The sequence below is a fragment of the Tenacibaculum sp. M1.3A genome (assembly GCF_057732375.1).
In genome coordinates this window covers 1-22,120 of record NZ_JBYJEF010000004.1, presented here as the reverse complement: position 1 = coordinate 22,120, position 22,120 = coordinate 1, and the positions used below count along the sequence as shown (strand labels likewise).

The window sequence follows — 22,120 nt, the reverse complement described above, 5'->3', positions numbered from 1 at the left end:
TTGAAAGTCTTAATTATCACATATTATTGGGTTCCGGCGGGTGGTTCTGGTGTGCAACGTTGGTTAAAATTTGTAAAGTATTTGCGTGATTTTAATATTGAACCTGTAGTATATACGGTTGATGAAGCTAAGTATCCTATTATAGATACATCTTTAGCAAATGATGTTCCTGAAGGTATTGAAGTGCTTAAAAAAACTATTTGGGAACCGAATGATTTTTTATCAATCTTTAAAAAGAAAGAAACCAAAACAAGTGCCGGTTTTTTAAATCCGAATCCGACTTTTTTTGGAAAGATATTACAATATGTTCGTGCCAATTATTTTATTCCGGATGCACGAAAATATTGGATAAAACCATCGGTAAAATACCTCGAAAAATACTTATTAGAAAATAAGATTGATGCAATTATTACCACAGGCCCGCCACATAGTTTACATTTAATCGGATTGCATTTAAAGAAAAAAACAAATGTAAAGTGGATTGCAGATTTTCGGGATCCTTGGACGGATATTGATTATTTTCATCAATTGCCATTAACTAAAAAAGCGATAAAAAAACACCATCAGCTAGAAAAAGAAGTCCTTAAAAAAGCCGATGCAAGTTTGGTGGTTGGTAAAACAATGAAGGCTAATTATGAGGCCTTTTCAGATAACTTACGCGTGCTAACAAATGGGTATGATGCTGATGAAAACACCAATAATCAATCAGTTTTAGATTCGAAATTCTCCATTACACATATCGGATTGATGAATGCAGATAGAAACCCGAAAACATTATGGAAAGCATTGGCTGAATTATCCGAAGAAAATACCGACTTTAAAAACGATTTAGAAATAAAATTAATTGGAAAATTGTCTGATGATGTTGTAGCAGATTTAAAAAAATACGACTTTAAAAATGTTGCACGCATAAATTATGTGCCGCATAAAGAAGTACAGGAATATCAGCGAGCTTCACAGGTTTTATTATTAGCGGTAAATAATGTGCCAAGCGCTAAAGGAATAATAACAGGAAAGATTTTTGAATATTTACAAGCAAAACGTCCTATCTTAGCAATTGGTCCGGAAGATGGTGATTTATCGGAGATTTTAGCAAAAACAAACGCAGGTAGTATAGTCGATTTTAATGAAAAAGAGCAATTAAAAAAGACAGTTAGTGATTTGTATAAAAAGTACCAACAAAATTCGTTAACAGTTTCATCTGTAAATATCGAGCAATACCATCGCAAAGAATTAACCAAACAATTGTCAGTAATACTTAAACAAGTAGTAAATTCTTGAAAAAAATAGTTACCATATTAGGCGCTCGTCCTCAGTTTGTAAAAGGAGCTGTTTTAAGCCGAGTAATACAAAAACATGGCGAAGTTGAAGAAATAATTGTACATACAGGTCAGCATTTTGATGCCAATATGAGTGCAGTTTTTTTTGATGAAATGCAAATACCGAAACCGAAGTATAATTTAAATATCAACGGTTTAAGTCACGGTGCTATGACAGGGCAGATGCTGGAAAAAATCGAAGAAATTTTAGTAGCAGAAAAACCGGATGCAGTTGTGGTGTATGGTGATACAAATTCTACACTAGCAGGTGCTTTAGCGGCCAAAAAAATACATGTAAAAGTGGTACATATAGAGGCTGGTTTGCGCTCTTTTAATATGCAAATGCCCGAAGAGGTGAATCGTATTGTAACCGATAGAATTGCAGATTTATTAAGCTGCCCTACACAGGTTGCGATGGGTAATTTGCAAAAAGAAGGTTTTGATAATTTAGCGATTAAAATTGAGCAGCATGGCGATATCATGAAAGATGCTGTTGAGTTTTACGGTCAGTTTTCTGAAGAGAAATCGACTATCATAAGCGATTTGGGGTTAACAGAAAATGAATTTGTTTTAGCGACAATTCACCGTCAGGAAAACACCGATTTTAAAGAGAAATTAACCGAAGTCTTTTCAGCTTTAGAAACAATAAATAAAACAAAAAAAGTAGTACTGCCATTACACCCTCGCACTAAAAAAATGTTAGCAAAGTATAATTTACAGCCTAATATTACTTTTATAAATCCTGTAGGTTATTTTGATATGTTAGAATTGTTAAAAAAATGTAGTTTGGTGGTTACTGATAGTGGTGGACTTCAAAAAGAGGCGTTTTTTAATAAAAAACACTGCATTATTGCAAGAGAAGAAACCGAATGGACAGAATTGGTAGCCTATAAATACTCTATAATTACAGGTACACATCCGAAGAAAATAACCAATGCATTTAATGATTTTTTAAATTCAGAAATGACATTTAAAGAGGCATTATATGGTAATAATGTTGGGGAGAAAATATATAAAGCTATAGTAGCATTAATTCAAGAATAAATTGGGAATCGTATTAAGACAGTCGCTAAAGAACACCATTATAATCTACTTAGGTTTTTTAATAGGAGGTATTAACACCATATATTTATATGCTCGTTTTTTAAAAGACGAGTATTATGGATTGGCAATGTATGTATTTGCAGCTTCAAATTTATTAATGCCTGTAATTGCTTTAGGTATTCAGTTTACAATTATTAAATTCTTTGTAGCCTACAAAACTAAAAAAGAAAAAGATAGTTTTTTAAGTTCCGTTTTATTTTTACCGCTTTTAATAGCGTTGCCTGTTGGTTTTGGTTGGGACTTTTTTCATAATTTAATTATGGGGTATGTTACCAAAAGTAATGTTGAAGGGAACTTAATTATAGAGAATTATACTGTTTATATATATGTTATTGCAGTAGCTTGTGCTTATTTTGAGGTTTTTTATTCTTGGGCAAAAGTACAAATGCAGTCGGTTTTTGGTAATATTTTAAAAGAACTTTATAACAGAGCTGCGATTATGATATTGTTGTTTGCAGTAAGTTTTGAGTTGATTACCAAGCAAGAATTTTTGTATTATATGACCGTTGCCTACGTGGCGAGAACTATATTTATGATGTTGTATGCACTTAAACTATATACACCTACGTTAACATTGTCGTTACCATCTAATTTTAAAGAGGTTCTTAGGTATACTTTTTATATCGTTTTAGCAGGTAGTGCAGGTGCGTTTGTGTTGGATATAGACAAAGTAATGATTCCTGGTAAAGACGGATTGGCAACAGCTGCTTATTATGGTGTGGCTTTATTTATAGGTACTTTTATTGAAGCGCCAAGTAGGGCGATGGGACAAATATTACAACCGCTTACTTCTAAATCTATTAATGAAAACAATGATAAAGAAACAAAGAGTTTGTATGAAAAAAGCTCTATAAATTTATTATTGGTAGGAGGCTTGTTCTTTGTATTGGTAAACTGTAATGTAGATGAATTGTTTAAAATAATGCCAAATAAAAATTATGCAGGTGGCGGGCTGGTAGTTTTATTAATATCTACAGCTAAATTATTTTTAATGTCTTTAGGTAATAACGGCGCGATAATTCAAAACTCTAAATTTTATAAAATTACCATGCCCGTTGGTTTGGGAATGGCGTTTATGGTGTATTATTTAAATATTTTCTTTTATAATGATATAGGTATGGGTACCGAAGGTTTGGCTTTAGCTACATTGTTAACTGTATTATTTTTTAATACGTTTAAGCTTTGGTTTGTTAATAGCAAATTAAAAATGTTTCCGTACACAAAGAAAACTCTTAAGATGCTATTAATAATAGCCGTATTATTCTTCGGATTTTATTATTGGAATTTCTCGATACCTCAATTCTCTATTAAAAATACGCCAATCGATCCGATAATAAACATTATCTTAAAAAGTATTTTAATAGTAGTGGTGTACGTGTTTGTGGTAATTAAACTAGCAGTATCAGATCAAATGAATAATTTAGCTAAACGTTATATCAAATAGCTAATTTTTATATAAAATAAGGTTTTTTTTGAAGAAGAAGTAACAACGAAGAGGACGTTATTTAAGTAAACTTTTTTTAATTCGACTTAACTGTACAGGCGATACATTAAGATAAGAGGCAATATAGCGTTGTGCGATTAAATTATCGATAGTAGGTATTCTTTCTTTTAATAGTAAATACCTTTCTGTAGCAGAATGTGTAGAGATATCTAAAATTACATTTTCAACCTTTAAATAAGAGTCTTCCATCGTTTTTATATAAAATAAACAAAACTCATGACTCTTTAACGTTAATTCTTTTAGTTGTAAGAAACACCCTTTGTATCCAGTAACTTTTGTTAATGCTTGGTAATTTAAGTCAGAAGGATTTCCTTTTATTAGAGAATGTAAGCTGCCAGAAAAATGACCAGGAGTAAAAAAGAATTTTGTAATTTCTTTACCGCCTTCAGTTTCTAAATAGGATCTAAGTAAGCCAGTTTTTACAATAAAAAAACTAGTAGTATGTTCATTCGTTTTTGTGAAATATTCAAAAGGCTCTAGCTCACAATACGTAAGGCTATCCTTAAAAACAGAGATGATATTTTTAGGTAAGTTTATATACTGAGAAAGAATTTTTTCAATATCATTATTCATAAAAAGGGTAATTAACAAGTTGTCTCTTAAAAAGAGCTGTATAAATTTAATAAAAAATAACGATTAAAAAAAATATAAGTACCAAAAGTCAAACTTATACAAAGGAGTAAGTTTGACTTTTTTAAAAGTTCATATACGGGGGAACTTTTTTAATAAATGTAACTTGTTAATTACATTGTAAATATAGATGGTTCTGTCAGTAAAAGCATTAACATATGTTTATAAAGCTATAAGTGATGGTTTTTTCTTATCCTGCTTAACTGTACCGGTGTAATATTTAAAAAAGAAGCAATATGATATTGATTAATTAAATTATCTATACCAGGATGGCTTTTTTTTAGTTTTTCATATCGTTCTGTAGCATTTAACATTGATAATTCTAAAACTTTCGCTTCTTCTCTAATATAAATAACTTCAAGTACTCTGTAGTGAAATATAGCCAAATCATGATGTTTTATTGATAAATGATGAAAAGATTCATAACTACATTCTAAAACTTCACAATCAGTAAGACATTCATAAACTAAACCCGAAGGTTTTTTCTTTATTAATGCACCTAAGTTACCTGAGGTACTTACGGGAATGAATATTGTTTTGGTATGTTCTTTTCCTTTCTCATCTACAATATATGATCTTATTAATCCTTTTTTTAGAATATAAAAATTAACTGGCACTTGACCTATTTCAACTATTTTATGATTCTTTAAGAGTGTTTTATTTTCTGTTATTCCATAAAACTCTTTAAAAGAGTTCTCAGAAACGTTATGGAAACTGTAAACAAAAGTTCTAAAAAAATCCATGATAAAGAGTGTTAAAATTAAGTGCTACTCAAATCTACATTTTTTATTAAAATAAAAGAAATTTATTTAAGTTTTCTTTAAGTGCTTGTAAATGATTAAGTTAATAGTGAGTAATTGTATTTGTTATAGCGATGCAGAAAATTATAAAAGCTATTATAGTTTTATAATTGTACTTTCTAAAAAACTAATAGCATTTGGACCTTCCATAAAAAGTAAGTCTAATATAGATAAATTGGGAATAAAACCATGTTTGTCATCAAACATCTGAATGTAAGACTCCACCTTTACTTCAACACTTTTTTTAGCAATTGCTAATTGTCTGTAGTCTCTAATAGCCGGATTCACCTCATAGTTTTCGGATGTAGCGTAAGAAGTGTCTATTTGCAAGGCATCGGTAATAAACAAATGAGTATCAATATTTACATCGTGTAAGTATTTGTACTCTTTAGTAAATATTTTAGCAATATCATCTTCAAAAAACTCAAAGAAAGGTGAAGAACGGTAAGCCGATTGTAATGATTTTAAATGCTGCTGCTGCCATTGCGAATCATTTTCGACTAAAGTATCTTTCGTTTTTTTTCGGTTTGTTTTAAGCAAATGCTTTACCGGTATGTTTAAACTTAGTTTTCCGTTAGCACCAAAAATATAACACCTGTTTCGGTAGGTTTGTTTTTGATAATTATCATCAAGTTCAAAAACAACCGAATCAGATGTACTAATTGCTGCGTATTGTGAAATAGGCGCAAAATATGTGGGAATAAAAAGTGACATTATGCTTTCTTTTTACCTTTTCTGTAACTATAAAAGCTATAACCTGCAATTAAAACAAGTACGAGCCATAAATAAGAAGTAGGTTTTCCGCTACCACCAACGGTGGTAAACATTCTGTCCCATCGAATAGATTTTATTTTTGCTCCAAAATCTAAGATTGAAATGCTTGGATCCCAACTTAACCAAATCATAACAGGTCTTCCAACTACATGATCAAACGGTACATATCCCCAGTTTCTAGCATCTAAAGAGCGTTGACGGTTATCACCCATCATCCAATAATAATCTTGCTTAAACGTGTAGTTTTTAGCTTTTTTTCCGTTAATGAAAATGTCGTTACCAAAAATAGTTAAATCGTTATTTTCATACCTTCGGATGATTTGCTCGTAAAACGGAATCGTACTTTCGTTTAAAGCAACAGTAGACCCTTTTTTAGGAATATAAAGTGGTCCGAAATTATCTGAAGACCAAGCATATTTTGGGTTGTGAGGAAAAACAGTAGGATCATATGTGCCTTTCGGACTTATATTTTTTTCGATACTTTTTACCAGTGGGTTTTTCTTTAAAGAGGCAGCTTCATTATCAGTAAGGTTTAAATAGTAAACACCATCGTTAGACATTTTACCTTCTCTGTTCTTGTTGTATTCTCTTATAACAGTTTGTGATAATTCTTTTCCCTCAGTATCAATTTTAAAGTACCATTGTGGTTTTGCTCTGTCTGGTAATACTGTTTTCTTGCCGTTTATAAATACATATCCATCACGAACTTCTAAGGTGTCACCAGCAATACCGGTGGCTCTTTTTACGTAATTGGTTCTTTTATCAATAGGCTTGTAAGTTGCTTTTCCTGATCTATCTCCCCACATTAAAGCCAAGGTATCTGCAGGCCAGCTAAAAACAACAATATCGTTGCGTTTAATGCTTTGAAAACCTGGTAAACGCATGTATGGTAAAGATAATTTGTTTAAAATTCCTTCTTTGTTTTTATCATCAGAAATAAAAGATTTACTTCCTAAAATAGGCAATGTATCATGTGCCATAGGTGCAGCTATAGTTGTACTAGGTATGCGCGCACCATAATGGAACTTACTCACAAATAAATAATCACCCACTAATAAGGTTTTTTCTAAAGATGAAGTAGGAATTGTATAAGGCTGCATAACATACGTATGCACTAAAGTAGCAGCTATAATAGCAAAAGCAATAGAGCTTACCCATTCTCCTAATGCAGAGCGTGGTTGTAAACTTCTATTTGCGATATAAGGTGTTTCGGTAGCATAGTTGATATAAAAAATATAAAGACCTAAAGTGAAAATCGATAAAAGAGTGTCTTTTTTTTCATTAAAACCAAAACTTCTACACGTTTCTACCCAAATAATAGGAAACATTAAAAGGTCTACTATAGGTATAAATAATAAAATTACCCACCATTTTGGACGATTTATAATTTGCATTAAAACCACAGCATTGTACACAGGTATTGCTGCTTCCCAAGCTTTTTTTCCAGCTTTAACATATAATTTCCAGGTCCCTAAAAAATGGATAATCTGAATTATTAAGAAGAATAAAAACCATTGGGTAAATGTCATAATTTGTATATTTTGCTTTCCTAAAAAGGAATGAAATTTAATGTTATTAGTGTGCCTTTTTTACTATTTGTTACGCAATTAACCTAAGTTTAACACATCTCTCATGGTATAAACACCTGTTTTATTAACAAGCCATTCGGCAGCTATAACTGCACCTAAGGCAAAACCGTGTCTATTATGCGCAGTATGTTTAATATCAATAGTGTCAATGTCTGATTGGTAGCTTACGGTATGCGTTCCTGGTACATCTGGAGTTCTAACAGCGGTAATAGGTATGTTTTTTTCGGATGCTTTAGTTGTTAATTCCCAGTTTTCTTTAGCAGAGTTCTCAATAATTCCATCAGCCAATGTAATTGCTGTTCCGCTAGGGGCATCTAATTTTTTGGTATGATGAATTTCTTCAATAGATACATTGTAGGTATTTAAAGTGTGCATTATTTTTGCTAATTGTTTGTTTAGTTCAAAAAAAATAGTAACCCCTAAACTAAAATTAGAGGCATAAATAAAAGCACCTTTTTTCTCGCTACATAACGCTGTAATCGACTCGTATTTATCTAACCAACCTGTGGTTCCTGAAATAACAGGAATTTGATTATTTATGCAATTGCTGATATTATTAAAAGCTGAGTCAGGTACACTAAAATCAATAGCAATATCAGCTTTTGTAATGTCATAAGTATCTTTTCCTGAGGTTTTAATAACTATTTCATGGCCTCTTTGTAAAGCAATTTTTTCAATTTCTTTACCCATTCTACCATAACCAAGTAAGGCGATTTTCATTTAAAAAGAGTATTTTAAAGTTAATCCAACTTTAGGAGCTTCAATAAAAAGAGGATCTGGATATACCATTGGTTTTAAAGACAAGCTGTCGTCGGTGTCGAATTGTAATAAATGTGCATTTACACTAGCCTCCACAATTTGCAAAACATATATTAATACACCTGTTAAAAGTGATAAATCTCTATTTTTTCTAAGTACTTTCTGTGCATTTTCAAGTCCGTCATTAGAAATTATAGTATTTCCGTTCTCATCGGTAAATTCATCTCTTAATCCTTGTTTTCGAAGTTTGAAAGCGGTTCTATAACGATCGTATTCATCACTATTATCTAAATAATAATAAGCACTTGTTCCTATTGCAGCCCAAACGATTGGTGCTTTCCAGTATTTTTTATTATAAATTTGTCCTCCTCCTGGGAAAATAGCGGAATAGAAAGCAGCTTTAGATGGAGATAATGGATTGTATTTGTCGCTACCTAATTGTAGCTGTTTAGCGCGTACAGCAGTAGAATCTTTTTGAGCAAATAAGAGTTGACTCAAAAAAAAACTAAAAAAAACAAATATGAGTGTGCGAGTATTCAATTTACTTTAACAGTTTTTTAATACGATTAAAGTCTTCTTCAGAGGTAAAAGGAATTGAAATTTTTCCTTTTCCTTTATTGTTTACACTAACATCTACTTTATTACCAAAATAACTACTCATATCTTTTACACTGTCAGAAACAAAACTTGGTACTGTTTTCTTTTTTGCAATTTTAGCTACAATACCCGATTTTAAACTTTTTACCAGCTCTTCGGTCTGACGAACAGAAAGTTTATCTTTAACGATTTTTTCATAAACTGTTAATTGGTTTTCGGTATTAAAAACACTTATTAAAGCACGACCATGCCCCATAGATATAAAACCATCGCGCATACCTGTTTGAATAATTGGATCTAATTTTAATAAACGTAAATAATTGGTAACTGTAGATCTTTTTTTACCTACACGAACACTTAATTCTTCTTGAGTTAATTGAATTTCATCAATTAAACGCTGGTAAGAAAGTGCTACTTCAATAGGGTCAAGGTTTTTACGCTGTATATTTTCAACCAACGCCATTTCTAGCATTTCTTGATCGTTTGCTAACCGAATATAAGCAGGTACAGTTTTATTACCTATTAATTTAGAGGCTCTAAAACGACGTTCACCTGATACTAATTGAAATCTGTTATTTGCTAATTTTCTTACTGTAATAGGTTGTATAACGCCTAATTGTTCTATAGAGTTCGCTAATTCACGTAAAGCTTCTTCGTCAAAATAGGTTCTAGGCTGAAAAGGATTCATTTCTATTGAATCTAATCCAATTTCAATGATATTTCCTACCAATTTATCAGCGTTTTTATCTTCAGCAGAATTTACTTCAGCAGTTTCAGTTAATAAAGCTGATAAACCTCTTCCTAAAGCTCGTTTTTTAGTTGCTTTTGCCATGCTATAGTACTTATGCGTTTTTAGTTAAAATTTCGTTCGCCAAATTTAAGTAATTTACAGCACCTTTACTGGTTGCATCGTATGAAATTATACTTTCACCATAACTAGGTGCTTCACTTAAACGAATATTTCGGTGAACAATTGTATCAAAAACCATTGAGCTAAAGTGTTTTTTTACTTCCTCTACAACTTGGTTAGAAAGACGTAAACGAGAATCAAACATGGTTAATAGTAATCCTTCAATATCTAACTCTGGATTGTGAATTTTTTGAACACTTTTAATCGTGTTTAATAATTTACCTAAACCTTCTAATGCAAAATATTCACATTGAATAGGAATGATAACAGAGTCGGCAGCTACTAAAGAGTTTAAGGTAATTAACCCTAAAGAAGGAGCACAGTCTATTAATATATAGTCGTAATCGTCTTTTATATCTACTAATGCCTTTTTAAGCATGTATTCTCTTTCTCGCTTGTCTACCAATTCTATTTCAATAGCAACAAGATCTATATGAGCAGGAATTAAATCTACATTAGGAGAACTCGTTTTTACAATAGTTTCTTTAGCCGATATGGTGTGTTCTAAAACTTGATAGGTTCCAAACTCAATACTTTCAACATCCAAACCTAAGCCAGAAGTGGCATTAGCTTGCGGGTCGGCATCTATTAATAATACCTTTTTTTCTAAAACACCTAATGATGAGGCTAAATTGATAGAGGTAGTAGTTTTACCTACACCACCTTTTTGATTTGCAATTGCGATTATTTTACCCATTGTGATTTATAAAAAGTTTGAAAGAGGTAAATTTACAATTATTTATCATTTTTGAAAGCGAAAGATGTTAACAAAACTCATTATTTAATTAATGTAATTTGCTATTTGTAAAGCTATATTAATTTTTAGGTTGTTAAACCCTGTGAATAAACGTTTTTCAAACCCTGCTTTAATCATATCCCTGCTTTAGTTTTGCTTTAATTCTTTGTAATACTAGTTAAAAGAATTTTTATACTTAAATAAGTATAGAGTTAATTAAAAAGATATCGCGTAAACCGAAAAGCGAAAGAGTAGGTAAAAATTAAAATAATTTATTATGAAAAAGTATTTTTTAGTATTGCTGTTAAGTATTGTTGCTATAGCATGCCAAGATGAACAAGGACAAGATATTATAGAGAAAGAAAAAGCTTTTGCAACTAAAAATAATGAGTCTAAGATGTTGCGATTTAAAACGGTTAAAGAACTTAAAGTTTTTATCAATGATCGACTCGAATCGGATTCAGACTTATTAGAAGAAGCAAAAGAAATGAGTAGTTCAGGTAGATATAACCCTTTATTGTTAGTTTATAATTTAGAGTCAGAGGAAGCAGAAAGGCTAGGTATAAATGAAAAGGAAGTAGCTAATGTTAGTTCGGATGATAATATGTTATTGTTTTTGTTAAATGAAAATGGAGAAATAGCAATTCAAGGAAAGATTTTTAGAATTGATGGTGAGTTTGTATATACTTATACCGAAGGTTTTAGTAGCAGTATAGCTGATTTTTTAAAAGACTACAATTCAGGAAATATTAAACTTGAAAAAGGAAAAAGAATGGATTATACGAAAGAGTTAAACGTTTATGCTCATACAAATACTGATAAAAATATCAAAGAAGAACTAGAGGCAAGAGGGGTGACAGCTCATGGGTATTTTGATAGTAACCACAGAATGAGAGCTAGGCAATTTAATGGGTTTTGGGGTTTTTATAGTTCTATTGGCGCGAATACATTGGTTCAAGAGAAAAAGAAATTCTTATGGTGGTCTTGGTGGAAAACAGTAAAAACAGATAATAGATTAGAATATAATATGGCTTTTAGGTCAAATGTAACCCCTGGTCATCCTGGTTATCCATCGTCAATTAATGTCGCTAAATCAGGGCACAAATATTGTAATTGCAACCAAGCACAAGCAGTTTACAGTTGGTCTGTAGGTTTTCCTTGGGCGCCAGAAATTTACACACCTTTAGAGGGAGAGTCTAAGCATTGGGCACATTGGTATGGTTCTAATCCTAACACAGTGTCAATAACGTTACAATATTAAGTATTAGAAAATTATTTAATAATACTGTAAAATAAGAAAAGCCACATAATTGAATATGTGGCTTTTATAATTTTATAGTAACTATTTTATGCGTTTAACATAACTGGCATTACCAACATGGTAACTTGTTCACCTTCGTCAGTTCCGTCAATTGGCGTTAAAATTCCAGCACGATTTGGTAAAGACATTTCGATTAATACATCGTTGGCATTTAAGTTATTTAACATCTCGCTTAAAAAACGTGAGTTAAAACCTATTTGCATATCATCTCCTTGGTAATCACAATGTAAACGTTCGTCCGCTTTGTTAGAATAGTCTAAATCTTCGGCAGATATATTTAATTCTGTTCCAGCCATTTTTAAACGAATCTGATGTGTTGTTTTGCTAGAGAAAATAGAAACACGACGTACAGAATTTAAGAATGAAGCTCTGTCTACCGTTAATTTATTCGGATTCTCTTTAGGGATTACCGCTTCGTAATTAGGGTATTTTCCGTCAATTAAACGACAAACCAAAACAACGTTATCAAACGTAAATTTAGCATTGGTATCATTATATTCAATCGTAACGTTGTTTTCTGATCCGCTTAAAATCCCTTTTAATAAATTTAAAGGTTTTTTAGGCATAATAAATTCTGCAGATTTATCAGCAGTAACATCGGTACGCGTATATTTTACTAGTTTGTGAGCGTCGGTAGCAACAAAAGTTAATTCTTTTGAGTTGAACTGAAAAAATACACCACTCATTACGGGTCTTAAATCATCATTACCAGCAGCAAATATTGTTTTTGAAATTGCCGTTGCTAAAATATGAGAAGGAATATCAGTACTACTAGGAGAAGGCAATTCAACAGCTTTAGGAAATTCTTCACCGCTAAAATAAGCCATGTCGTATTTACCTTGCTCAGAAATAATTTCTATGATGCTATCATTTTCTGCCTTAAAAGTAAGTGGTTGCTCTGGGAAAGTTTTTAAAGTATCTAATAATAAACGCGCATTAATAGCTATCGATCCGGTATCAGTACTTTCTACTTCAACAACCGATGTCATTGTTGTTTCAAGATCTGATGATGATATTTGAAGTTCATTGTTAGCTAGTTCGAACAAAAAATTGTCTAAAATAGGTAATGTGTTATTGCTGTTTATAACCCCTCCTAAAACTTGTAATTGTTTTAATAACTGAGAGCTAGATACGATAAATTTCATTTAGTATAGTTTCTGTATATTAGATGTACAAATATATCTTAATTTGATGGTTTTAAAAATTATTTTTTCAATCATCGAAAAAGTTAATTAAATTGATAGTTTAAAAGTAGGGTTCCGTAAAAATTTCCTTTTGGTACGCGTACACTTTTTAGCTTTTTTGTGTGGTAATTTACGGCATAACCGAAATTAAAACGATTGGCAGTAAAACGAATGCCTATTTCAGTTGTAAACTTAAAAGGTTCAATATCGTAAGTAATCGGACTACTATCATTTAAAAAGCTACCTTCAATTGTTGCGTCATAGGCAACATAGCTAAACATAGGTTTTATATATAAAAAAGACTCAATTTCGTTATTGAAATTCGTGTTTTTGTTGTTTAGGTTTGCATTGAAAGCAATCGAGTTTATAATTTTTTGAAGTGGTTTTAGTCCGATGCGGCCATAAAATCCTGTTGAAAAATCAGTGTAAACGGTCCCAATTCTGATATTGTTAACCCAATTAATATCAAGGTAATTGTCGTTTGCTAGTTTTTTTATGTAATCTATTTTTAAGTTTACCGCGAAAGCATCAGTAATTTGATCTTCCCATCCGATAGCTTTTTTGTAGCCATAAATATCGTGAATGAAATCCTGAAGAGGTTTGCTAAAAGCAGAAGGTCCGAGCACACCAAGTTGTAAAGAACTTTTTAGGATGGTTTCGTCTTTGTAAAAATGTTGTACACCAAAACTACCAAATAAATAACCTGCAAATGGGCGATCGTGATCACTGCTTTGTTGTACAACAGCCTTAAATGGCGTATACATATGATGGCCAAGTTGAATTTCGAAAACCTTTTTTTCAATATTTTCAGTGGTTTTGTTACTTAAATAGCGATACGAAAAAAACATACCATTTGTATAATATCTATCTTGGTTAGGGGATATATATAAATCATTATCGTTTAAAAAACTGAATTCTTTAGCGTATTTTCGTTGTGAAAAAAGGCTAATAGAGAACAAGAGAATAAAAAAAAAGATTTTTTGTTTCATAGCAGCTAATATCGTCTTATTTTAGCAATGTTAGGGTTAAATTAGTAGTAATTCAACGTATTATTTTAAATGGGAAATAAAGTAAAACTTACAATTGATGATTTTGAAAGAGCTTCAACAAACGATCAGTTGTTGTCTTTAATTAAAGAGAAAGGAGTTTCTATAGATAAGGTTAAAGAGAAAATAGCATACGAAAAGGAGTTGAAAAAACTTCAGATAGAATTAGTTAAGCTGCAACAATGGATCGCGAAAAACAACAAACGAGTAGCTGTTATTTTCGAAGGAAGAGATGCAGCTGGAAAGGGTGGGAATATTCGTCGTTTTATGGAACATTTAAATCCGCGTTCTATGCGTTTGGTGGCTTTAAATAAGCCAACAGTTGTCGAAAAAGGGCAGTGGTATTTTCAGCGATATATTAAAGAATTACCAAATCCGGGAGAGATTGTCTTTTTTGATCGTAGTTGGTATAATCGTGCGGTTGTAGAGCCTGTAATGGGGTTTTGTACAAATGAAGAGTATAAGAAGTTTTTGGTTCAGGTGCCAGAGTTTGAGCATATGTTGTATGAAGATGGTGTAACAATTATTAAATTTTGGTTATCAATATCCAAAGACGAGCAAATGCGTCGATTTGATGCACGAAATGATGATCCTTTAAAAAGATGGAAATTTAGTCCTGTTGATAAAAAAGGGCAAGAATTATGGAGTGATTATAGTTTCTATAAAGAAGAAATGTTTAGTAAAACACACACTTCTTACAGCCCTTGGATAGTGGTAAAAACAAATGATAAAAAGAAAGCTAGGATAGAATGTATACGCCATGTATTATCACAGTTTGATTATCAAGAAAGAGAGGATGTTAAAATGGCAACAAATCCCGATCCTAATATAGTAATGCGCTATTATCGCTCAGTAAATCATTTAGATTAATATGGGAAAGTTAACACAAAAAGATGCAGATAAGCTGAATACGACTAAAGGGTTAAAAGCACTTTTATCTAAACCTTTTAATATAGAAAGAGCGGTTAGGTATGTAGATTATGAACGTAAATTAAAAAAACTGCAGGTTGAGTTAATTCGTTTGCAAAAATGGGCGATTAATAATAATGAACGTATAATCGTAATTTTTGAGGGTAGAGACGCTGCTGGTAAAGGTGGAGCGATACGTAGAATTACAGAACGAATAAATCCGCGTCATATGCGTATTGTGGCATTGCCAAAGCCAAATGAAGATGAAAAAACGCAATGGTATTTTCAAAGATATGTTAGAAAGTTTCCGAAGGCAGGTGAAATTGTTTTTTTTGATCGTAGCTGGTATAATCGTGCAGTGGTTGAGCCTGTGAATGGATTTTGTACTGAAGAAGAATATCAAATATTTATGAATCAGGTAAATGATTTTGAAAGAATGATTTTAGAGTCAGGTATTCGATTGGTAAAGATATATATGTCTATCAATAAAAAAGAGCAAGCAAAGCGTTTTAGTGATATTAAAACCAATCCATTAAAACAATGGAAAATGACTTCGGTAGATAAAAAAGCACAAGATCTTTGGGATGATTATACGGAGTATAAACGCGCAATGTTTTCTAAAACAAACACAGCAATATCACCATGGAAAGTTATTAGAGCAAATAGAAAAACAATTGCTCGTATTGATGTTATAAATCACGTTTTAAAAAGTATTCCTTACGATAAAAATACCGTAGTGTAAATTCCTGTTGATATTATACTTTTTTACGTTATGCTGAATGTATTTCAGCATCGCATCAAGTGAGAAAAGGGTTAATACTGTTTTTGTAAATAGGTTTCCGAAACTACATCAGAGTTTATATAAATGTTGTATTTAATACAAAAAAATGCTAGGAACAATAATTCTTCAATCATATAGAAAAAAAGAAATAAAAAAGGTAGCTGAATCATTAAATGAATTATGTCACCCAAATGAAAATTACGGTTGGGCATCCGCTGGAGTCTATGCCTATTGGGACTATAAAACTCATGAAGTTCTTTATATAGGATTAGCCTCGGATTTAACCCAAAGATTCAAACAGCACAACGGCTTTTATCCAAGCATTGACAGGAAGACTTGTAAATTTGAACAAATTGAGGAATATTTTAAAAGAAATGAGAAAATTGGATTTTCAATTTTAGTTCAATCAATAATTTCCCAACCATTTAACTCTAAGGTAAAAAGAGGAAATAAAAGCTACTCTGAAGCATCAGCCGATTATAAAAACAATTTTGGAGACGAAGGAAGTAATTCGATAAAACATCAAGAAGGTGTATTAATTGAAACCTTTAGGCAAACAAACGGAGAAATCCCGAAATGGAATAAAGCAAACGGAGCTAAAAGCGGACAAAACTCAGCTAAACTTAAACACTTTGAGTCTTTAAAAATTATTTCCAACCAAAAAGAACATTTATTATTATCAAAATCATCATTATTTGAACTTGCAGAAACCCCTACATTTGAACGGTTTGAAAATTTTCTTCATGCTGTTCGAATATCTGCACCAATTCATGGAGAATTTAGAGCTATTGAAATGGTTGAAAAGAACGACCCTCAGACGTATCAAGATATGATATCAGAAAATTATTTTAGAAAAGAATTAAAAATTTAAAAGTACTAAGTACAACACCGTATAAAATTAATGTGGGGTTTTAGTTTTAGCCGAAAGTTTTAGTTTATTTACAATGTCGCTTATTCTTATTTGAGTATTTTTAGGTCGACAAAGATAAAAACACAAAATAAGTATAAGCTTAGTGTTTCGCTCGACAATCTTAGGATTGTCAAACTCCCACACTAGTCTTATATAAAACCGTTACCATTATAGGTCATGCTGAATGTATTTCAGCATCGCATCAAGTTTAGAAAGAGTAGTTGTTTTTTATAAAATAGATTTATAATATGTCGATGTTGTTTTTAACGCTTTCAAAAATATAAAAAACCTCTCCAGCAATTTGCTTGCTAGTGTTTAAGTAGGTTTCTGAAACTAAATCGGTGTTATCTGCATTTTTAGGATCTGAGTATGGTAAATGGAATCTAGCGATGGCATCCGCAATAAACGGACAGTTTTCGTCTGCACTATCGCAAGTTGTAATAGCAATGTACGGATAACTGTTATTAGAATGGTCGAAAGTTTTAGAGAAACCTATGATAGATTTTTTAGTTTTATCAAAAGAGATTAAATACCGAGGATTTTGATGAGAAAAATCGATGATGTTAAAGTTAAATCCTGTTTTTTGTAAGCTTTTTACAGTATTTCTATGAAAAGCAGTAGTTTCTGTACCGCCAGAATACGTGTAAATATTTTTTAAATTAAAATATTCAACAGCAAAGAAGCTCCAAACTTGTGCAAACTGACTTCTTCTAGAGTTATGTGTACAAATAAAGTTTAAATTTATTTTTTCTCTTTCCTGATATTCATTACTAATTAATTGCGCAATATTGGTAAGTAGTTTTTTACGCTCATTACTAATTGTTATATCTTTGCTAGCTTCTTCAAAGAATGTTTTTGTGCTAATATTTTTAGTGTTTATCATTTTTTTAGAGTTCTTTTGTAGTACATGATTACTGCAAAAATACGCTGTAAAACTCTTTTAATGAATTAAGTAAAGGTTAAGAATGTGTTTAGAAATAGGTAATAAAGTAGCAGTTTTAGATGCTGATATTAGAGGATTCATAACAAAAAAAGAAAATAATATGTTTTTTGTTAAAGATGCCGATGGTATGGAGTATTCCTTTTTTGAAAATGAATTGGTTAAAATTCATGCCGACCAAAATGAGTTAAGCAGACATGTTAAAATAAATAACAGCTTCTTAAGAGAGAAAGTTCAACAAGCACCTAAAAAGAAAAAATCAATATTCGTAAAAGATAAAAACGAAGTGGTGATGGAAGTTGATTTACATGCTCATAGATTGGTGAAATCTACCCGAGGTATGGATAATTACGATGTGCTTTCTTTGCAGTTAGAAACAGCAAAACATAAATTAGAATATTGTATTGCTAAAAGCATCTCTAAATTAGTGTTAATTCACGGAGTGGGTGAAGGGGTGTTAAAAAGCGAATTGTATTACTTACTAAATAATTATGAGGTGAAATATTACGATGCCTCTTATCAAAAATATGGGCAAGGAGCTACGGAGGTTTATATTTATCAAAATTCAAATTAAGAATATTTTATGGAATCTGTTTATTTAGATAATGCAGCAACTACACCAATGTTACCCGAAGTTATTGGGGTAATGCAACAATCAATGCTACATAATTTTGGTAACCCATCGTCTACACATCAATTTGGTAGAAAAGCAAAAGCAGCAGTAGAAACAGCAAGAAAAAATATAGCAAAGCTCTTTAATGTAACAGCACGAGAAATTGTTTTTACTGCAGGTGGTACCGAAGCTGATAATTTAATTTTGCAAAATGCAGTAGTAAATTTAGGAGTAACCAGAATTATTACCTCTAAAACAGAACATCATGCGGTTTTGCGTACGGTTGCCTATTTGCAAAAACACTATGCTCTAAAAGTGGACTTTGTAGACTTAGATGAAAGCGCATCTGTAGATTTAAAGGATTTAGAAAATATTTTAAAAACATCAACAGAAAAAACATTAGTAAGTCTAATGTATATAAATAATGAGATTGGTAATATTTTACCAATTGATGAAGTTGCTAAATTGTGTAAGAAAAATGAAGCTTATTTTCATTCAGATACCGTTCAGGCGATAGGGCATTACCAAATAGATTTGCAAAAAACACCCATCGATTTTATAGTGGCAAGTGCACATAAATTTCACGGTCCAAAAGGGGTGGGGTTTGTGTATGTTAAAAAAGGAATTGCTGTGCAGCCAATGTTGTATGGTGGTGAACAAGAAAAAGGAGTAAGATCTAGTACCGAAAATGTACACGCTATTTTAGGTATGGAAAAGGCATTGGAAATAGCATATACAAATATAGAAAAGGATAAAGAGTATATTTTAAGTTTAAAAAAGTATTTAATTACAGAATTAAGGAATAAGAATACCAATATCTCTTTTAATGGTTTGTCTGCTGATATAAACAATAGTAGTTATTTAATAACGAGCTTGCGATTGCCTATTCGTAAAAACATGTTATTATTTGATTTAGATTTAAAAGGAATTGCAGTTTCTGGTGGAAGCGCTTGTCAAAGCGGAAGTAATAAAGGTTCGCATGTGTTGCAAAGTTTTTTAAATGATATAGATGCTGAAAAAACATCACTCCGAGTTTCTTTAAGTAAATTAAATGTCAAAGAAGAATTAGATTTATTGATTACTACCCTTTTAAAAATTATCAACTAGCTTTTTTATTAAAACAGAGTTTTTAAGAGGTTTTTCAGTTATCCCCCTTCGCGTTAGGTGTGTTTATTTTATTATGCTCTTAAAATGATTTTAATGAGGTTTTTAAAATAGTTTTTATCTATTTTTATCAGTACATCTATAAGTATTAAGTATTTTAAATTACAGTAATGAACTTATTGAATCATTTTTTTTAGTAGTTTTGTGACCTGTAAATAAAAACTGTGTCAAAATAATTAAATATTTTTTTAGTGTGGTTGTTTATTTTTATTCCCCCCTCTTTAATAAGCAATGTTAAATATATTTTAGAAATAGTTTTATAACTTTTAAAGTGGGGGGAATCTTTTTTTTTGAGAAAAAACGTCCTGTTTTTAAGTATTACAAACAATTTTAATAAATAAATAAATAAAAAAACACTGGTGTAAAACCAAGTGCTATTTTTTATCGTATGTATCCATAATTGGTATTAATGTACCAAGAAATTATTAGAAATTAAAGTGTTTTTTATGAATAAACTTTACTCTTCAACCTATCAAAAAGTAACCTTTTTATTACTTTTTTTCTTGTTTTCAGTTGTTAGCTCTTTTGGGCAAGATTGTAGTAATATAGAAGACTATACTCCTGTTTGTATAGGTACTACAGAAGTGTATTCAGCAGAAACTTCTGGAGGTTCTGCTTCTGCAATTAACTCAGGTAATAATTATGGTTGTTTAGGTTCAACGCCAAACTCTAAATGGTTTTTTTTACAAGCTTCTACTAGTGGTGATTTAAGGATTAATCAAACAAATTCAAATAATGTAGATGTAGATGGTGCTCTTTGGGGGCCTTTTAACTCTATACCTGATATGACTAATCAGTGTAATTCTTATCCTGTCCCATTGGATTGTGATTACACAACGTCACCAAATTTTAGTTTCGATGTACCAGTTACTGCGGGTAAATATTATGCACTATTAGTTGTTAATTTTTCAGGAGCAACTACAGATATTTCTTTATTAGATAATGGTAGTACAGCTTCAACAAACTGTTCTGATGATTCTGATGGAGATAATATAGCTGATGTATATGATTTAGATGATGATAATGATGGTATTTTAGATATAGACGAGCAAAATTGTATAACTACAACTACACCAGCTGGTAATGCTATAGCAATACAAGACAGCAATAGGGTTGATAATAGGTTCAGTTCATTGGGAGTAAGTGATGGTTTTAGTGCTAACTTATATAGAAATAATAGCTTTTTGGTTGTTGATTTAGGGCAAACAAACCCTGCTGGTTCAACAATAACGATTAGGGGAAGAACAAATAATAGAAACAATGTTTTTATAAGAATTGATCAATCTAATGATGCAATATCATTTGAAAATAATAGAACAGGTGGATTTGCATTCGATAATACTTATAGAAATTTTACATATGTTTTAAGTGATAATGCTAGATATATTAGAATTAGAGCATTTGGTTTATTAAATGATAATACTAGAACAAGAACATTAGGAATAGACTCTTTTTCGTATGCCTCTTTTAGTTCAACAGATTGTTTTGATATTAATTCTGATGCAGATGGTATTGTTGATAGACTAGATAATGATTCTGATGCTGATGGTTGCCCTGATGCTGTTGAGGGTGATGAAAATGTAGAAAGTAGTCAACTAGATGGTAATGATAGAATAAATTATACAACAACAGGAGGTTTAACAAATTTTGGAGTTCCTAACTTGGTTAATTCTGGAGGTGGAGCTGATTTAGGAGGAGATCAAGGCCAAGGTATTGGATCAAGTAGAGTCCTTAACCTTAATGCAAACCCTAATTTAATAATAACAAATCCACCAACTGTATGTATAGGTAATACTGTAAATTTAACTAATAGTAATGTAACAGATGGTGCGAACGGAAGTAGTTCTCCAGGAACACTTACTTACTGGACAAATGCATTGGCAACTAATACTTTAGCAAACCCAAATGCAGTTGCTGCTAGCGGAACTTATTATGTAAAATTAACATCAGCAACAGGGTGTTCAGAAATCGAACCAGTTGTTGTAACAGTAAGCCCATTACCAACAGTAGATGCAGGAGCAGACCAAACGGTTTGTTCAGGAGCGATGGTTACTTTAAGTGGATCAGGAGCCGTAAGCTATGTTTGGGATAATGGAGTAACAGACGGAACAGCATTTGCAGCGACAACGACAACGATTTATGCAGTAACAGGAACCGATGCAAATGGATGTGAGAATACAGATACGGTAACAATTACAGTAAACCCATTACCAGTAGCCGATGCAGGAACAGATGCTACGATAGATTGTACTAACACAACAGCAAGTATTGGAACAGCAGCAGTAACAGGATTTACTTATGCATGGTTACCAACTACAGGATTAGACGATGCAGCGATAGCACAACCAACAGCAGATCCAGCAACAACAACTACATATAGTTTAGTAGTAACAGAGACAGCAACAGGATGTTCAAGTGTAGCAGATACAGTAACAGTAACAGTAGATGAAGATTTACCAGTAGCCGATGCAGGAACAGATGCTACGATAGATTGTACTAACACAACAGCAAGTATTGGAACAGCAGCAGT

Annotated in this window: 21 protein-coding genes; 10 read left to right on the top strand and 11 right to left on the bottom strand. The window is 31.6% G+C overall.

The features are described 5' to 3' along the window. From AC28QF_RS07555 to AC28QF_RS07545, 3 genes are read left to right on the top strand one after another with little or no spacing between them, the layout of a single operon-like run. Positions 1–1,281, top strand: a complete 1,281-nt coding sequence (locus AC28QF_RS07555; RefSeq protein WP_488201466.1) for a glycosyltransferase family 4 protein — start codon at positions 1–3, stop codon at positions 1,279–1,281. After that, the gene (wecB, locus tag AC28QF_RS07550) at positions 1,278–2,363 is read left to right on the top strand and encodes a non-hydrolyzing UDP-N-acetylglucosamine 2-epimerase (protein WP_488201467.1); all 1,086 of its coding nucleotides are present in this window, start codon (positions 1,278–1,280) and stop codon (positions 2,361–2,363) included. The genes AC28QF_RS07555 and wecB overlap by 4 nt, the downstream gene beginning before the upstream one ends. 1 nt (position 2,364) lies before the next feature. Continuing rightward, positions 2,365–3,867 (top strand): lipopolysaccharide biosynthesis protein, encoded by a 1,503-nt coding sequence (locus AC28QF_RS07545; protein WP_488201468.1) that lies wholly within the window; start codon positions 2,365–2,367, stop codon positions 3,865–3,867. Positions 3,868–3,924: 57 nt separating this feature from the next. Here AC28QF_RS07545 and AC28QF_RS07540 read toward each other — a convergent pair whose 3' ends face one another. From AC28QF_RS07540 to AC28QF_RS07505, 8 genes are all read right to left on the bottom strand, one after another. Beyond that, entirely contained in the window at positions 3,925–4,500 is a 576-nt protein-coding gene (locus AC28QF_RS07540; protein ID WP_488201469.1) for a Crp/Fnr family transcriptional regulator, read from the bottom strand. Positions 4,501–4,727: 227 nt separating this feature from the next. Beyond that, positions 4,728–5,300, bottom strand: a complete 573-nt coding sequence (locus AC28QF_RS07535; RefSeq protein ID WP_488201470.1) for a Crp/Fnr family transcriptional regulator — start codon at positions 5,298–5,300, stop codon at positions 4,728–4,730. 153 nt (positions 5,301–5,453) lie between these two features. After that, entirely contained in the window at positions 5,454–6,071 is a 618-nt protein-coding gene (locus tag AC28QF_RS07530; RefSeq protein ID WP_488201471.1) for a WbqC family protein, read from the bottom strand. After that, positions 6,071–7,660, bottom strand: coding sequence for a signal peptidase I (gene lepB / locus AC28QF_RS07525; RefSeq protein WP_488201472.1), 1,590 nt, complete (start codon positions 7,658–7,660; stop codon positions 6,071–6,073). Before lepB ends, AC28QF_RS07530 begins: the two co-directional genes overlap by 1 nt. A 78-nt stretch (positions 7,661–7,738) precedes the next feature. After that, a complete protein-coding gene (gene dapB, locus AC28QF_RS07520; protein WP_488201473.1) occupies positions 7,739–8,440 on the bottom strand; it encodes a 4-hydroxy-tetrahydrodipicolinate reductase in 702 nt (233 codons plus the stop codon). Beyond that, the gene (locus AC28QF_RS07515) at positions 8,441–8,977 is read right to left on the bottom strand and encodes a DUF5683 domain-containing protein (RefSeq protein WP_488201474.1); all 537 of its coding nucleotides are present in this window, start codon (positions 8,975–8,977) and stop codon (positions 8,441–8,443) included. Between the two features lie 43 nt (positions 8,978–9,020). After that, entirely contained in the window at positions 9,021–9,908 is an 888-nt protein-coding gene (locus tag AC28QF_RS07510; RefSeq protein WP_488201475.1) for a ParB/RepB/Spo0J family partition protein, read from the bottom strand. A 10-nt stretch (positions 9,909–9,918) separates the two neighbouring features. Beyond that, a complete protein-coding gene (locus tag AC28QF_RS07505; protein WP_488201476.1) occupies positions 9,919–10,683 on the bottom strand; it encodes a ParA family protein in 765 nt (254 codons plus the stop codon). 316 nt (positions 10,684–10,999) lie between these two features. Here AC28QF_RS07505 and AC28QF_RS07500 point away from each other — a divergent pair, with 316 nt between their 5' ends. Continuing rightward, entirely contained in the window at positions 11,000–11,983 is a 984-nt protein-coding gene (locus AC28QF_RS07500) for a hypothetical protein (RefSeq protein WP_488201477.1), read from the top strand. A gap of 86 nt (positions 11,984–12,069) precedes the next feature. Here the strand turns inward: AC28QF_RS07500 and dnaN are convergent, their stop codons facing one another. Together dnaN and AC28QF_RS07490 are read right to left on the bottom strand one after the other, a co-directional pair. Beyond that, positions 12,070–13,188, bottom strand: coding sequence for a DNA polymerase III subunit beta (dnaN, locus tag AC28QF_RS07495; protein ID WP_488201478.1), 1,119 nt, complete (start codon positions 13,186–13,188; stop codon positions 12,070–12,072). An 83-nt stretch (positions 13,189–13,271) separates the two neighbouring features. Further along, positions 13,272–14,216: a lipid A deacylase LpxR family protein gene (locus AC28QF_RS07490; protein WP_488201479.1), complete on the bottom strand. Its 945-nt coding sequence runs from the start codon at positions 14,214–14,216 to the stop codon at positions 13,272–13,274. Positions 14,217–14,285: 69 nt separating this feature from the next. Here AC28QF_RS07490 and ppk2 (AC28QF_RS07485) point away from each other — a divergent pair, with 69 nt between their 5' ends. The 3 genes from ppk2 (AC28QF_RS07485) to AC28QF_RS07475 all read left to right on the top strand — a co-directional run bounded on the left by ppk2 (AC28QF_RS07485) (position 14,286) and on the right by AC28QF_RS07475 (position 16,834). After that, positions 14,286–15,143, top strand: a complete 858-nt coding sequence (gene ppk2 / locus AC28QF_RS07485; RefSeq protein ID WP_488201480.1) for a polyphosphate kinase 2 — start codon at positions 14,286–14,288, stop codon at positions 15,141–15,143. 1 nt (position 15,144) lies between these two features. Beyond that, on the top strand, positions 15,145–15,924 hold the full coding sequence (ppk2, locus tag AC28QF_RS07480; RefSeq protein WP_488201481.1) for a polyphosphate kinase 2: 780 nt from the start codon (positions 15,145–15,147) through the stop codon (positions 15,922–15,924). A gap of 145 nt (positions 15,925–16,069) precedes the next feature. Beyond that, the gene (locus tag AC28QF_RS07475) at positions 16,070–16,834 is read left to right on the top strand and encodes a hypothetical protein (protein WP_488201482.1); all 765 of its coding nucleotides are present in this window, start codon (positions 16,070–16,072) and stop codon (positions 16,832–16,834) included. Between the two features lie 280 nt (positions 16,835–17,114). Here AC28QF_RS07475 and AC28QF_RS07470 read toward each other — a convergent pair whose 3' ends face one another. Continuing rightward, on the bottom strand, positions 17,115–17,756 hold the full coding sequence (locus AC28QF_RS07470) for a low molecular weight phosphatase family protein (protein WP_488201483.1): 642 nt from the start codon (positions 17,754–17,756) through the stop codon (positions 17,115–17,117). A gap of 82 nt (positions 17,757–17,838) precedes the next feature. Here AC28QF_RS07470 and AC28QF_RS07465 point away from each other — a divergent pair, with 82 nt between their 5' ends. The 3 genes from AC28QF_RS07465 to AC28QF_RS07455 form a co-directional block, all read left to right on the top strand. Continuing rightward, positions 17,839–18,387: a Smr/MutS family protein gene (locus AC28QF_RS07465; RefSeq protein WP_488201484.1), complete on the top strand. Its 549-nt coding sequence runs from the start codon at positions 17,839–17,841 to the stop codon at positions 18,385–18,387. A 9-nt stretch (positions 18,388–18,396) separates the two neighbouring features. Next, positions 18,397–19,533: a cysteine desulfurase family protein gene (locus tag AC28QF_RS07460; RefSeq protein WP_488201485.1), complete on the top strand. Its 1,137-nt coding sequence runs from the start codon at positions 18,397–18,399 to the stop codon at positions 19,531–19,533. Positions 19,534–20,036: 503 nt separating this feature from the next. Beyond that, positions 20,037–22,120 (top strand): autotransporter outer membrane beta-barrel domain-containing protein (locus tag AC28QF_RS07455; RefSeq protein WP_488202414.1); only part of this gene is annotated, 2,084 nt, incomplete at its 3' end.

Excerpts from the sequence above, each read along its gene's own strand:
- AC28QF_RS07505 (WP_488201476.1), bottom strand. The coding sequence starts at position 10,683 with ATGGGTAAAATAATCGCAATTGCAAATCAAAAAGGTGGTGTAGGTAAA.
- AC28QF_RS07465 (WP_488201484.1), top strand. The coding sequence starts at position 17,839 with ATGTGTTTAGAAATAGGTAATAAAGTAGCAGTTTTAGATGCTGATATT.
- AC28QF_RS07475 (WP_488201482.1), top strand. The coding sequence starts at position 16,070 with ATGCTAGGAACAATAATTCTTCAATCATATAGAAAAAAAGAAATAAAA.
- AC28QF_RS07510 (WP_488201475.1), bottom strand. The coding sequence starts at position 9,908 with ATGGCAAAAGCAACTAAAAAACGAGCTTTAGGAAGAGGTTTATCAGCT.
- dapB (WP_488201473.1), bottom strand. The coding sequence starts at position 8,440 with ATGAAAATCGCCTTACTTGGTTATGGTAGAATGGGTAAAGAAATTGAA.
- AC28QF_RS07470 (WP_488201483.1), bottom strand. The coding sequence starts at position 17,756 with ATGATAAACACTAAAAATATTAGCACAAAAACATTCTTTGAAGAAGCT.
- AC28QF_RS07490 (WP_488201479.1), bottom strand. The coding sequence starts at position 14,216 with ATGAAACAAAAAATCTTTTTTTTTATTCTCTTGTTCTCTATTAGCCTT.
- AC28QF_RS07540 (WP_488201469.1), bottom strand. The coding sequence starts at position 4,500 with ATGAATAATGATATTGAAAAAATTCTTTCTCAGTATATAAACTTACCT.
- AC28QF_RS07500 (WP_488201477.1), top strand. The coding sequence starts at position 11,000 with ATGAAAAAGTATTTTTTAGTATTGCTGTTAAGTATTGTTGCTATAGCA.
- ppk2 (WP_488201481.1), top strand. The coding sequence starts at position 15,145 with ATGGGAAAGTTAACACAAAAAGATGCAGATAAGCTGAATACGACTAAA.
- AC28QF_RS07530 (WP_488201471.1), bottom strand. The coding sequence starts at position 6,071 with ATGTCACTTTTTATTCCCACATATTTTGCGCCTATTTCACAATACGCA.
- ppk2 (WP_488201480.1), top strand. The coding sequence starts at position 14,286 with ATGGGAAATAAAGTAAAACTTACAATTGATGATTTTGAAAGAGCTTCA.
- AC28QF_RS07535 (WP_488201470.1), bottom strand. The coding sequence starts at position 5,300 with ATGGATTTTTTTAGAACTTTTGTTTACAGTTTCCATAACGTTTCTGAG.
- lepB (WP_488201472.1), bottom strand. The coding sequence starts at position 7,660 with ATGACATTTACCCAATGGTTTTTATTCTTCTTAATAATTCAGATTATC.
- AC28QF_RS07460 (WP_488201485.1), top strand. The coding sequence starts at position 18,397 with ATGGAATCTGTTTATTTAGATAATGCAGCAACTACACCAATGTTACCC.
- dnaN (WP_488201478.1), bottom strand. The coding sequence starts at position 13,188 with ATGAAATTTATCGTATCTAGCTCTCAGTTATTAAAACAATTACAAGTT.